At 44.4% G+C, this 12206-nt stretch carries 12 protein-coding genes; 6 read left to right on the forward strand and 6 right to left on the reverse strand.

The features are described 5' to 3' along the window. Positions 1 to 1137, reverse strand: a complete 1137-nt coding sequence (gene nagA, locus TW81_RS00545) for an N-acetylglucosamine-6-phosphate deacetylase (protein WP_045953779.1) — start codon at positions 1135 to 1137, stop codon at positions 1 to 3. Between the two features lie 482 nt (positions 1138 to 1619). Between nagA and nagE the strand changes: the two genes are divergently transcribed. Further along, positions 1620 to 3194, forward strand: a complete 1575-nt coding sequence (nagE, locus tag TW81_RS00550) for an N-acetylglucosamine-specific PTS transporter subunit IIBC (protein WP_045953780.1) — start codon at positions 1620 to 1622, stop codon at positions 3192 to 3194. A gap of 270 nt (positions 3195 to 3464) precedes the next feature. After that, positions 3465 to 5135, forward strand: a complete 1671-nt coding sequence (gene glnS, locus TW81_RS00555; protein WP_045953781.1) for a glutamine--tRNA ligase — start codon at positions 3465 to 3467, stop codon at positions 5133 to 5135. A gap of 100 nt (positions 5136 to 5235) precedes the next feature. On the opposite strand, the gene fcrX is transcribed toward glnS, so the two are convergent. Next, complete coding sequence (gene fcrX / locus TW81_RS00560) at positions 5236 to 5685, reverse strand: ferric iron uptake transcriptional regulator FcrX (protein ID WP_045953782.1); 450 nt, start codon at positions 5683 to 5685, stop codon at positions 5236 to 5238. Between the two features lie 201 nt (positions 5686 to 5886). Between fcrX and TW81_RS00565 the strand changes: the two genes are divergently transcribed. Next, positions 5887 to 6390, forward strand: coding sequence for a DUF4442 domain-containing protein (locus tag TW81_RS00565; protein WP_045953783.1), 504 nt, complete (start codon positions 5887 to 5889; stop codon positions 6388 to 6390). A 37-nt stretch (positions 6391 to 6427) separates the two neighbouring features. On the opposite strand, the gene fldA is transcribed toward TW81_RS00565, so the two are convergent. The 3 genes from fldA to TW81_RS00580 form a co-directional block, all read right to left on the reverse strand. Then, complete coding sequence (fldA, locus tag TW81_RS00570; protein ID WP_045953784.1) at positions 6428 to 6961, reverse strand: flavodoxin FldA; 534 nt, start codon at positions 6959 to 6961, stop codon at positions 6428 to 6430. 44 nt (positions 6962 to 7005) lie between these two features. Beyond that, the gene (locus tag TW81_RS00575; protein ID WP_045953785.1) at positions 7006 to 7227 is read right to left on the reverse strand and encodes a DUF2788 domain-containing protein; all 222 of its coding nucleotides are present in this window, start codon (positions 7225 to 7227) and stop codon (positions 7006 to 7008) included. A 92-nt stretch (positions 7228 to 7319) separates the two neighbouring features. Continuing rightward, positions 7320 to 8084: an alpha/beta fold hydrolase gene (locus TW81_RS00580; RefSeq protein ID WP_045953786.1), complete on the reverse strand. Its 765-nt coding sequence runs from the start codon at positions 8082 to 8084 to the stop codon at positions 7320 to 7322. 92 nt (positions 8085 to 8176) lie between these two features. Here TW81_RS00580 and seqA point away from each other — a divergent pair, with 92 nt between their 5' ends. Continuing rightward, the gene (gene seqA / locus TW81_RS00585; protein ID WP_045953787.1) at positions 8177 to 8716 is read left to right on the forward strand and encodes a replication initiation negative regulator SeqA; all 540 of its coding nucleotides are present in this window, start codon (positions 8177 to 8179) and stop codon (positions 8714 to 8716) included. A 92-nt stretch (positions 8717 to 8808) separates the two neighbouring features. Beyond that, the gene (gene pgm / locus TW81_RS00590) at positions 8809 to 10455 is read left to right on the forward strand and encodes a phosphoglucomutase (alpha-D-glucose-1,6-bisphosphate-dependent) (protein ID WP_045953788.1); all 1647 of its coding nucleotides are present in this window, start codon (positions 8809 to 8811) and stop codon (positions 10453 to 10455) included. A gap of 73 nt (positions 10456 to 10528) precedes the next feature. Here pgm and TW81_RS00595 read toward each other — a convergent pair whose 3' ends face one another. Then, the gene (locus TW81_RS00595) at positions 10529 to 11281 is read right to left on the reverse strand and encodes a DUF1853 family protein (RefSeq protein WP_045953789.1); all 753 of its coding nucleotides are present in this window, start codon (positions 11279 to 11281) and stop codon (positions 10529 to 10531) included. 127 nt (positions 11282 to 11408) lie between these two features. Here TW81_RS00595 and TW81_RS00600 point away from each other — a divergent pair, with 127 nt between their 5' ends. Next, positions 11409 to 12167, forward strand: coding sequence for a Nif3-like dinuclear metal center hexameric protein (locus tag TW81_RS00600; RefSeq protein ID WP_045953790.1), 759 nt, complete (start codon positions 11409 to 11411; stop codon positions 12165 to 12167). Positions 12168 to 12206 lie beyond the last annotated feature (39 nt).

Below are 12206 nucleotides of genomic sequence, written 5' to 3' on the forward strand. Positions count from 1 at the left end.
TTAATTTTGCTCGTATTTTCCGTTAACAACCGTCGCCTGAACATTGAAGTCACGATCAAAAACAGTAAGGTTAGCCACCATACCTTTTTTAACTCGGCCTAGTTTGTTGTCTAGTCCAATCGCCTTAGCTGGGTAAAGAGTAGCCATGCGAAGTGCTTCGTCCAGTGCGATACCGACATGCTCAACCGTATTTTGAACTGCTTCAATCATAGTGAGTGCTGAGCCGCCCAGTGTGCCATTTTCATCAACACACTTACCATCACGGTAATATACTTTCTTACCAACAAAAATAAAGTAATCCATGTCAGCGCCTGCAGGAGCTGTGGCATCGGTCACTAATACTAATTTCTCGCCCTTAATTTTGTGAGCGATTCGTATGTTTGCATAGTCGACGTGGAACCCATCGGCAATGATGCCTGCATAGACATCTGGCGTGTCATAAATAGCCCCAACAACGCCCGGCTCACGACCAACCATTGGTGTCATCGCATTGAACAAATGAGTGGCAAAAGAGATACCTGCTTCGAAGCCTTGACGTGCTTCTGTATAAGTGGCGTTAGTGTGACCAATTGACACCACGATGCCCGCTGCTTTTAGTCGTTCAATATGTGCGAGGTCGTTGTGTTCTGGAGCTAGCGTTACTTTTGCGATGACATCAGCGTTGTCACACATGTAATCAATCATGCTGTCATCGGAAGGGCGAATATAGTCGACGCTATGAATGCCCTTTTTCATGACGTTCAGGTATGGCCCCTCAAGGTGCAGACCGAGTGATTGGTTCTGATATTGAGCGTGATAGTCGCGTGCTGCTTCTACAGCTTGGCGCATATCTTGATCTGAAGAGGTAATAAGCGTTGGAAGAAAACTGGTACAGCCTGATTTTAAGTTTGCTAAGTGCATTGTCTGCATGGTTTCTGCGCTAATTTCGTCATTTAGCATCACACCGCCACAGCCGTTTAACTGTAGGTCGATAAAACCAGGGCTGAGATTGGCGCCGTTTAAATCGAGCGTTTCAATACCCGCTGGCAAATCAGAAATAGGGCAGACTGATTCAATCAGGTTGTTATTAATGATTACGGCGTGTTCAACGAGGACATCGTTGCTGGTATAAATTTTACAGTTAGTTAGCGCATACATGGTTAGCTAATCCTTATAGTTTAGAATCTTAATACCTTCAGACGTCAATTGAAGCGGGTGATTTACTCTATAGCGGTACTTTATTTGTAAGCTTCAATTAGATCGCAAAATATCTTTAGCAAACGAAAAAATGAGTTCTCATTATAGTGCAAACACCTTGCTAGATGCTTTATCAATAAGTGATTTGTATCTCATTGGTAAAAGTTATTAATCTCTTGCCTGACAGCCACTTTGACCTTGTTTGTCTTGTAAGAGTACCGCGAAAATGACTCAATGAATGCTATTTTTTCGTATTGTAAAATAAGTTTTATGATCTAGCTAGCAAAAACCTCGCAGATTGGCGCTTTCTGGTGATTATGATCACAAATGATGAGGTTTTAATTTGCGGAGCAAAATTAATTTCATAAACTGAACAGGACTAAATTGAGCGGCTAAAAAAAGTGGCTCAGCTAAAATACAAAATCCTATAGGGGGAACTTAAGGTGAATATTCTCGGATATGCGCAAAAGTTAGGTAAAGCTCTTATGCTTCCTATCGCTACACTACCTGTAGCGGCGCTTTTACTACGTTTGGGTCAAGGAGACCTGCTAGATATCCCATTCATGGCGCAAGCTGGTGGTGCTATCTTTGGTCAACTTCCACTACTTTTCGGTCTAGGTATTGCGATTGGTCTTTCTAAAGACGGTCAAGGTGCTGCAGGCCTAGCTGGTGCCGTTGCGTACTTCGTACTGACAGCAACAGCAACAACAATTAATGCTGACATTAACATGTCATTCTTCGGCGGTATCATCGCTGGTATCATCGCGGGTCACTCTTACAACGCTTTCCATGCAACCCGTCTTCCAGAGTGGTTAGCTTTCTTCTCTGGTAAGCGCTTAGTTCCAATTATGGCAGGTCTATTTGCCCTAGTTGCTGGTGCTATTGGTGGTGTGGTTTGGCCTTCAATTCAAGGTGGTCTAGACGCACTTGCTCACGCAGTATCAACGTCAGGCGCTGTTGGTCAGTTTGTCTACGGTACGCTTAACCGTGCACTTATCCCTGTTGGTCTTCACCACGTTCTTAACTCTTACTTCTGGTTCGGTATGGGTACGTGTCAAGAAGTACTAGTGACGGGTGCTCAAGCCGCTGGTCAAGCTCTTCCGGCACTGCAACAGCTATGTGTAGACCCAGCTCTTGCTAAGACTCTAGTTGCAGGCCAAGCTCACACATTTGAGTTTGCTAACTCTGTAACTCCAGAAATCACTGCAACGGTTAAAGAAGTAACTGAAACTGTTAAATCTGGCGACCTACACCGTTACTTTGGTGGTGATAAGTCTGCTGGTGTATTCATGAACGGCTTCTTCCCAGTGATGATGTTTGGTCTTCCTGGCGCAGCACTAGCAATGTACCTTGCAGCTCCAGCGGAAAAACGCAGCCAAGTAGGTGGCGCACTATTCTCAGTAGCATTCTGTTCATTCCTTACGGGTATCACAGAGCCACTAGAATTCATGTTCGTATTCCTAGCGCCTGCGCTTTACGCAATGCACGCTGTGTTTACTGGTCTTGCTCTAGTTGTTGCTAACATGCTGGGTACGCTACACGGTTTCGGTTTCTCTGCGGGTCTAATCGACTTCGTATTGAACTGGGGTCTAGCAACTAAGCCGGTAACGCTACTGCTAATCGGTCTAGGTTTCGGTGCTCTATACTTCGTGACATTCAGCTTCGCTATCCGTGCCTTCAACTTGAAGTCACCAGGCCGTGAAGATGACGATGAAGAAACTTCTGCAGCACCTGCTGGTGATGCGAAGAAAGGCGACCTAGCGCGTCAATACCTAAAAGCTCTAGGTGGTCACGACAACCTAACTTCAATCGACGCATGTATCACTCGTCTACGTCTTACTCTAAAAGACCGCTCTGTAGCTGACGAAGTTGTTCTTAAGAAGCTTGGTGCGAAAGGTGTGGTGAAACTTGGTGAGAATAACCTTCAAGTTATCCTTGGTCCTCTTGCGGAAATCGTTGCTGGCGAAATGAAAGCAATCGGTGCAAATGAAGACCTATCTGAAGTAAAACTTCCTTAATCAAGCTTCGCTGAATTAAGTGAATGTTCAAAGCCTCCTTCGGGAGGCTTTGTTGTTTTTTCTGGTTAACGAATAGAATTTGATGAAATGGTGACCAGTGAGTGTCGCTTGATAGTCAATTCAATCATTATTTTTGCCAATTAGCGTTCTGTTGTAGTTGTGTAATGGGCGAGAATTGTGGATCATTAGTCGTTATATGCTTTGAGCGTTCTATCGCGGCCAAAGCGCTATTTTTCTCTGAACAATACTACAACAATTGAGGTGCTATAGATGAGTGAAGCTGAAGCTCGTCCATCGAATTTCATTCGCCAAATCATCGATAAAGATTTAGCGGATGGTAAACACACAAGCGTGCATACTCGTTTCCCGCCAGAGCCAAATGGCTATCTGCATATCGGTCACGCTAAGTCAATTTGCTTGAACTTCGGTATTGCTCAGGACTACCAGGGTAAGTGTAACCTGCGTTTTGATGACACTAACCCAGAAAAAGAAGACGTTGAATACGTTGAGTCAATTAAGAATGATGTGAGCTGGTTAGGCTTTGAGTGGGATGGGGATGTATGTTACTCGTCAAACTACTTCGACAAGCTATACGGCTATGCAGTGGAATTAATTAACAAAGGCTTAGCGTACGTTGAAGAGCTAAGTCCAGAGCAGATCCGTGAGTACCGTGGCACATTAACTCAACCGGGTAAACCAAGCCCATACCGTGATCGTTCACCGGAAGAAAACCTCGCACTATTTGAAAAAATGCGTGATGGTGGTTTTGAAGAAGGTAAGGCGTGTCTTCGCGCGAAAATCGATCTGGCGTCATCATTTATTGTGTTGCGCGATCCTGTTTTATACCGTGTGCGTTTTGCAGAGCATCACCAGACTGGTGACAAATGGTGTATTTACCCAATGTACGATTTCACTCACTGTATCTCAGATGCTCTAGAAGGCATTACGCATTCACTTTGTACGCTTGAGTTCCAAGACAACCGTCGTCTGTACGATTGGGTGCTGGAGAACATCACTATTGATTGCCAACCTCATCAGTATGAGTTTAGCCGCCTAAACCTTGAATATACGGTGATGTCTAAACGTAAGCTCAACCAACTTGTGACTGAAAAGCTAGTTAATGGTTGGGATGACCCACGTATGCCAACGATATCGGGCTTGCGTCGTCGTGGCTTTACGCCTGCATCTATTCGCGAATTCTGTAAGCGTATTGGTGTGACTAAGCAAGACAACATGATTGAGATGAGCTCTTTAGAATCTTGTATTCGTGATGATCTCAACGAAAATGCACCTCGTGCAATGGCCGTTCTTGACCCGGTTAAAGTGGTTATTGAGAACTTTGAGCAAGGTAAAGTTGAGTCTTTGACAGTAGCTAATCACCCGAACAAACCTGAAATGGGTGAGCGTGAAGTTCCGTTTACTCGTGAGGTTTGGATTGAGCGTGAAGACTTCCGCGAAGAAGCGAATAAGAAATACAAGCGCTTAGTGCTTGGTAAAGAAGTTCGTCTACGCGGTGCTTACGTGATTAAAGCGGAACGTATCGAGAAAGATGCGCAAGGCAACATCACGACTATCTTCTGTACTTACGATGCAGACACGTTAGGTAAGAACCCTGCTGATGGTCGTAAAGTGAAAGGTGTTATCCATTGGGTTTCTGCGGATAAAGGTCTAGCTGCTGAGATTCGTTTGTATGACCGTCTATTCACCGTACCTAATCCAGCTGCAGCGGATAATTTTGCAGAAACGATTAACCCAGATTCACTGGTTAAGCTAAATGGTTTCGTTGAGCCAAGTCTAGCTCAGGCGCAGGCAGAACAAGGATTCCAGTTTGAGCGTATGGGTTACTTCTGTGTTGATGGCAAAGATTCTCAGCCAGACGCATTGGTGTTTAACCGTACCGTCGGTCTACGTGATACTTGGGCTAAAATCGAAGCTAAGTGATCACAGTTAACTTAAATAGCAAAAAGCCAGTCTTACGACTGGCTTTTTTATTTGTGTCTAACCGAGAGTAAAATCGTTTTGCTAACACTTTTAAGATTGGTTATGACTTAGGCTTGTGTGCGTCTGGATTGTGTTTACAGCTGCCATCTCCACATTTGCCATATAGGTATAGGCTGTGGTTGGTGAGTATAACATTGTATTTTTCAGCGATCTCTTTCTGACGCTCTTCAATGACGTCGTCCGAAAACTCAATCACTTCACCACAATCTAGGCATACAAGGTGGTCATGGTGGTGCTGAGTAGACAGTTCAAATACAGACTTGCCACCTTCAAAGTGGTGGCGGGTTACGATACCTGCATCATCAAATTGGTTTAACACTCGATATACAGTAGCTAGACCGATTTCTTCACCTAGATCAATCAGTTTCTTGTACAGTTCTTCAGCACTGATATGTTGGCATTCAGGTTGCTGGAGTACTTCTAAAATCTTTAGTCTTGGAAGGGTAACTTTAAGACCAGCATCCTTAAGCGCTTGGTTATTGTCTGACATATACTTTCCTGTTGATGATCTGCAGTTATAAACAGAATTCAATATTCCCATCATTATAGGGTAGTCCACTTCAACAATAAACCACGAAGTTCAAAGGGTTACTAGTATTTTTTTATAAACAAGTGTGAAGTCACTGATAATACACATCAGACCAGTTACAATTAGTTAACAAATAAGGGAATGTAAAGTTAAGGGCAAGAAATGAATAAGTCACTGGCTAAAATTTATAAACCTGGGCTGGTTAAGTTGGCACTCAACTCCTGGCCTCCGTTTTGGGGAGCAGGGATTAAAATACTCTCTATTAGTGACGATTTCCGCGAAGTCAGAATGAAACTGAAGTTGCGTTGGTGGAATAAAAACGCCAATCGTACTCAATATGGGGGGAGCATATTCTCATTAACGGATCCTGTTTACTCGTTGATGCTAATGGGGATCTTAGGTGAGCGCTATTATGTTTGGGATAAAGAGGCGAGCATAAATTTTATTAAGCCGGGCCAAAGTGATTTGTTCGCAGAGTTCTGTGTTAGTCAAAATCAGTTAGACGATATCCTGATGCAGACTGCCAATGGTGATAAGTGTTTCCCTGAATTTATCATTTATGTTAAAGACAAGCAGGGCAATGTAGTTTCAGAGGTACAGCGCAAACTGTATGTGCGTAAGAAGCCGCAGTTTCGCGAAGAAGATGGGGAAGAACAGGTGGCATAAAAAAACCTCCGCAAGGGAGGTTTTTTTAAAAGAGTGATTAGTCTTCTAGCTCAGCTAGGCACATCTCTTCGTGAATCTGTTTACACCAGTTGTTCACGCGTTCTTCAGTTAGCTCTGGTTGGCGATCTTCATCGATACACAGACCAACAAACTGGCTATCGTCACCTTCAACGAGACCTTTAGAAGCTTCAAACTCGTAACCTTCTGTTGAAGTGTGACCAAGAATAGTACCACCTTTAGCTTCAACGATGTCACGCACAGTGCCCATCGCGTCACAGAAGTATTCCGCGTAGTCTTCTTGGTCGCCGCAGCCAAAGATGGCGACAAGCTTAGTTGAGAAGTCAATTTGCTCTAACTCAGGGAAAAAGTCATCCCAGTCACATTGCGCTTCACCGTAGTACCAAGTCGGGATACCAAGTAGCAGAAGATCGAAGTTATCGATGTCTTCTTTGCTGCTTTTTGCGATATCTTGAACGTGAACCAGTTGTTTACCTAGTTGCTTTTGAATCATCTTTGCAACAGCTTCAGTGTTACCTGTGTCGCTACCAAAGAAGATGCCTACACTTGCCATAGATTCGTTACCTTTACTAATTTCTGTTGTGGGCTTACTTAGTATCAGCCGATACCGCCACCTTCCCAGCTAAGCTGAATAATGCCTTTAGCGACAAAACCAGCACAACCTAGGAATAGGACTAACCATACAATTCGACGACCGAATGGAGGAACATTACCCGCTTTTAGGACATCTTTTATCGCCATACCAATTAAGAAAAAGATAGACGCGAAAAGAAGATCGAGACCAATTGACTCAAGCATGTTCATGTAGTCGTAAAGCATGGAATCCCTTATTGCCAAATTACTTGCGCGCACTATACCACTGTTACTGAATAAAGTTAACGGGCAGAGCGCAACAGATCTCTCATTCTGTTTTAAGTGATGAACTTACGGATTGCACGCAGTACTTCTGCTGGCTTCTCGGCATGCAACCAGTGGCCTGTATTGGCGATTACGTGGGCCTTGGCGTTCGGGAACTGCCGCTGTACATCGAGCTGATGTTCGGCCGTGAGGTAATCCGAATCGCCCCCTTTGATAAACAGCGTCGGTGTTGCAATGGGAGTGATCGGCTGCCAACCAAGAATCTCTTGATAATTATTCCATAGGCTAGTGACGTTAAAGCGCCAAGCCAAGTGCTCTCCATTGTTATATAGAGATTTACCGAGAAACTGTCTAACGCCTTCCAATTCAATATGTTGGGCCAAAATATCGAGCGCTTGCTTACGTTGTGTTGGCTTTAACTCGATGACTGCTTTTAAGCCATCAAATACATTGTCATGACGACTGACCGTGTACTTTACCGGGGCCATATCAAGAACAAGCAGTTTATTAATGTTCGTTTCGGCAAGTTCTGCCAGCTTCATCGCGACTTTACCACCCATCGAATGGCCAATCAGGGTGTAGTTGTTGAGCTGGAGGTGTTGCAGCAATGCAAAGACGTCTTGCGCCATCAATCGATAGTTGTGCTCATCGCTGTGAAGTGATAAGCCATGATTGCGTAGATCGATGCTGAGCACTTGATGATCGGATCTTAAGTCGCGTGCGAGTAATCCAAGGTTATCCAAGTTACCAAACAATCCATGGATCAATACTATGGTGTGACCCTCACCTTCGAGTTTGTAGTTGAGCAGATGTGACATTTTATTTTATTCGTGACTGGTAAACCGTAGAGTCTCTTTAAAGATCTCGCTATAATCCCCCAGAGTTTAAACATAGAGATTGTGAAAAGCGAATGAAAACAATTGAGGTTGATGAGGATCTATACCGTTACATCGCAAGTCAAACCGAGCATATTGGTGAGAGTGCTTCCGATATTTTACGTCGTCTTTTGATGGCGGAATCGAAAGCTTCCAATACTCAAGCAAAGGTTATGGCGCAACCAAAGGGTGTCGTGGTTAGTAAAGATGCAATAAAAGAAGAAGCAGTGGATAGCATTAAAGAAATGCGTTCGCTACTGATCTCTGATGAGTTTGCAGGTCTAAAGAAAGCGATTGATCGTTTTATGTTGGTACTTTCAACACTGCATCGCCTAAACCCAAGTGATTTTTCTGAAGCTACCCAGGTTAAAGGTCGCAAACGTGTTTATTTCGCTGACAACGAACAAACTTTGCTGGCTAACGGTAATACAACCAAACCCAAGGCAATTCCTGGTTCACCGTTTTGGGTTATTACCAATAACAATACCAGCCGAAAACGGCAGATGGTTGACCAACTGATGGCGAGAATGAATTTTCCATCAGACTTGATAGAAAAAGTGACGAATTCAATTTAGCGAATTCTGATTGAAACCTCATAATGCACAACCTAGTTGACGTATTATGGGGTTTTTTTATTGCTTAATGTTTTTAAGAAAGGATGTCAACAATGGCTATGCACCCAAGAGCTGGACAAAAAGCTCAGCAGCAAGATTTGCACAATATTCCTGCCCTAGTTTCGAACTATTTTCTTCTTCAACCTGCCCCTTCCAACCCAGACCATAAAGTAGAGTTTGGGACCTCAGGTCACCGTGGCAGTGCAGACAAATCAACTTTCAACGAGCATCATATTTTAGCCATTGCACAAGCGGTCGCTGAAGTGCGTGTAGAAAAAGGCATCACAGGACCTTTGTTTGTTGGCAAAGATACTCATGCGCTGTCTGAGCCTGCATTTTCGACTGTGGTTGAAGTACTTATTGCCAACGAGGTCCACGTCATTGTTCAACAAGATAATGGCTATACACCAACACCGGGTGTCTCGCATGCTATTTTGACCTACAACCTTAAACATGATGACAAGGCGGACGGTATTGTTATCACTCCGTCGCACAACCCGCCTCAAGATGGCGGTATCAAGTACAATCCAACTCATGGCGGCCCAGCGGAGGGTGAGCTCACTCAGGCTATCCAAGATCGTGCGAATGTGCTTATTGCAGAAGGCCTTAAGGGTGTCAAACGTATGCCTTTAGGTGAGGCGAAAGCATCTGCATTGTTTGAACAACGCGATCTCGTCAAACCATACGTTGATGATCTGGTTAACGTTATTGATATGGAAGCGATTCAAAACGCAAACCTTAAAATCGGTGTTGATCCATTGGGCGGTAGCGGTATTGATTACTGGCGCCAGATCGGTGCGGCTTACAACTTAGATCTTACGCTAGTCAGTGAAGCCATTGACCCATCATTCCAGTTTATGTCGTTAGATAAAGATGGCGTGGTTCGTATGGACTGTTCATCGCCGTATGCAATGGCAGGTCTACTTGCACTTAAAGATGAGTATGATTTAGCATTCGGTAACGACCCTGACTACGATCGTCACGGCATAGTGACTCCGAAAGGGCTTATGAACCCGAACCATTTCCTTGCCGTATGTATTGACTATTTATATCGTCACCGTCAAGGTTGGGCCAAAGATGTGGCTGTCGGTAAAACACTGGTATCAAGTGCATTGATCGACCGTGTCGTGGCAGACCTTGGACGCGAACTATGCGAAGTGCCAGTTGGCTTTAAATGGTTTGTTGATGGTTTATACGAAGGCAAATTTGGTTTTGGTGGTGAAGAATCTGCAGGTGCTTCTTTCTTGCGTAAAGATGGAACACCTTGGTCAACGGACAAAGATGGCATTATCTTATGTTTGCTGGCTGCGGAAATCACTGCGGTAACGGGTAAGAACCCGCAACAGTACTACGAAGAATTGGCGGCGAAGCATGGTGCGTCTGAATATAATCGTATTCAAGCCGTTGCTAATGGCCCGCAAAAAGCAGTGCTATCTAAGCTTTCTGCTGAAATGGTAACGGCAGAGACGTTAGCCGGAGAGCCGATTACCGCACGTTTGACCCACGCTCCGGGTAATGGCGCTGCGATTGGTGGCCTAAAAGTGACGACAGAAAATGGTTGGTTTGCTGCTCGCCCATCAGGTACAGAAGACATCTACAAAATATACTGCGAAAGCTTTAAAGGTGCGGAACATTTGAAGCAGATCGAAGAAGAAGCGCAACAGATCGTTAATCAAGTTTTTGCTGACGCAGGCTTGTAATTTCATTAAATGACCGTTGTAAGGGCTGACATTATGTCAGCCTTTTTATTTACTGGCATTGCCGGTCAGCCTTTTATCCCTTCGGCCAGTTGTCGGGTACAACAAACCAAAATTGGCCCGATCGAGTTTGTGCGTGAACAAAGCGCCCCTCTGGTTTGTCAAGAGGTTGAGAGAATGCTTGGCGACCTATTGCCCAAAGTGGCTTGTCGAGCTCATAAAGAGGTTCACCAATTTGTTGCCACTGGCTTTGGTAACACCAATGGCCGCTAATTTGGCTTTGATTGAGCTTTAAACCTAGACATTCATCTGGAATGGTTTCTGGCGAGAAAGGATTGGTGTATAAGCGGCCCTGAATCAATACGTGTTCTGAGAGCTGGTCATATTCGGGGTATTGTTGCAGGAATTCAGACGCATTACTCATTTTTAGTTGATGAGAGAGCATTCGGTCGAGTTTTTTATCCAGTTGGTCGTGAGCATTCGGTCCGTACCAAGTCCCTTGATGCAGAAGATAAAACTTAATCGCCACTTCCCAATGTTCATTACGCTGCAACTCATGGTTATGCAAGATAAGATCGATAGCGCCAAGTGTTTGTCCGTTAGCTTTGTTGATCTGAATTTCTTCTTCAAGTAGAGAGTAGTTATCACTGGCTTTGAGTAACTGAGTGCACAAATGTTGATAGATGAAGCCTAGCCTAGGGTTGCCTTGATATTGCTCGTCTATATAAGGGGGGCAAGTGAGAGAACTCAGCTCTTCGAAAGGTGGCTTGGGTTCGAAGAGCGGAGGCGTCGTCGAAATCCAATCATAAAAGCGTTGTAGTGAATGCATCCTTGAACCTATAACTATGTGCTTATGCGCAGTGTAACACGCACTTCCTCTAGCATCACTGCTGCGGTTGACTTACACTTTGCGACAATGAATTGAGTCAGCCAATAGCAAAGTAATGGAAGTCCGAATGAATAACTTACAACTCGAAAAAATCCTCAATGAAAAGTTATCTCCACACCTGATTAAAGATTATGCGCCTAATGGTTTGCAAGTCGAAGGTAAAGGGCAGATTAAAAAGGTCGTAACGGGCGTGACGGCTTCGCAAGCATTAATTGATAAAGCAGTCGAGCTCAAAGCCGATGCGCTGTTGGTTCACCATGGTTATTTTTGGAAGGGCGAGCCAGAACCTATTCGTGGTATGAAAGGTAAGCGCATCCGCACACTGATCAAAAATGACATTAATTTGCTCGGATACCATCTACCGCTCGATATCCATCCTGAACTTGGCAATAACGCTGAACTGGCGCGTTTGTTAGAAATAGAAGTTGAAGGTGGGCTTGAAGGGCATGCGCAATCTGTTGCCATGTATGGACGTTTAAAGTCGCCACTCACTGGAAGCGAATTTGCTGAAAGAATTCAGCGAGTTTTAGAACGCATGCCTTTGCATATCTCACCAGATAATACGCACAAGATGATAGAAACCGTTGGTTGGTGTACTGGCGGTGGTCAAGATTATATCGAGCTAGCGGCACAAAATGGCCTAGATGCTTTTGTTTCAGGAGAGATTTCGGAGCGCACGACTTACTCGGCGCGTGAGCAAGATATCCATTACTTTGCTGCAGGGCATCACGCGACTGAGCGTTATGGCATTAAAGCCCTTGGTGAGTGGCTAGCGAAAGAACACGGGTTGGACGTTGAGTTTATCGATATTGATAATCCGGTCTAACATCGTTGTTGAGAGTGACAACTCATCGAATAAAAAGGG

The sequence above is a fragment of the Vibrio galatheae genome (genome assembly GCF_000967545.1).
Lineage (GTDB): Bacteria > Pseudomonadota > Gammaproteobacteria > Enterobacterales > Vibrionaceae > Vibrio > Vibrio galatheae.

Bases quoted from the DNA above. Each gene is read 5' to 3' on its own strand.
- nagA (WP_045953779.1), bottom strand. From the start codon at position 1,137: ATGTATGCGCTAACTAACTGTAAAATTTATACCAGCAACGATGTCCTC.
- glnS (WP_045953781.1), top strand. From the start codon at position 3,465: ATGAGTGAAGCTGAAGCTCGTCCATCGAATTTCATTCGCCAAATCATC.
- fcrX (WP_045953782.1), bottom strand. From the start codon at position 5,685: ATGTCAGACAATAACCAAGCGCTTAAGGATGCTGGTCTTAAAGTTACC.
- TW81_RS00565 (WP_045953783.1), top strand. From the start codon at position 5,887: ATGAATAAGTCACTGGCTAAAATTTATAAACCTGGGCTGGTTAAGTTG.
- fldA (WP_045953784.1), bottom strand. From the start codon at position 6,961: ATGGCAAGTGTAGGCATCTTCTTTGGTAGCGACACAGGTAACACTGAA.
- TW81_RS00575 (WP_045953785.1), bottom strand. From the start codon at position 7,227: ATGCTTTACGACTACATGAACATGCTTGAGTCAATTGGTCTCGATCTT.
- TW81_RS00580 (WP_045953786.1), bottom strand. From the start codon at position 8,084: ATGTCACATCTGCTCAACTACAAACTCGAAGGTGAGGGTCACACCATA.
- seqA (WP_045953787.1), top strand. From the start codon at position 8,177: ATGAAAACAATTGAGGTTGATGAGGATCTATACCGTTACATCGCAAGT.
- pgm (WP_045953788.1), top strand. From the start codon at position 8,809: ATGGCTATGCACCCAAGAGCTGGACAAAAAGCTCAGCAGCAAGATTTG.
- TW81_RS00595 (WP_045953789.1), bottom strand. From the start codon at position 11,281: ATGCATTCACTACAACGCTTTTATGATTGGATTTCGACGACGCCTCCG.
- TW81_RS00600 (WP_045953790.1), top strand. From the start codon at position 11,409: ATGAATAACTTACAACTCGAAAAAATCCTCAATGAAAAGTTATCTCCA.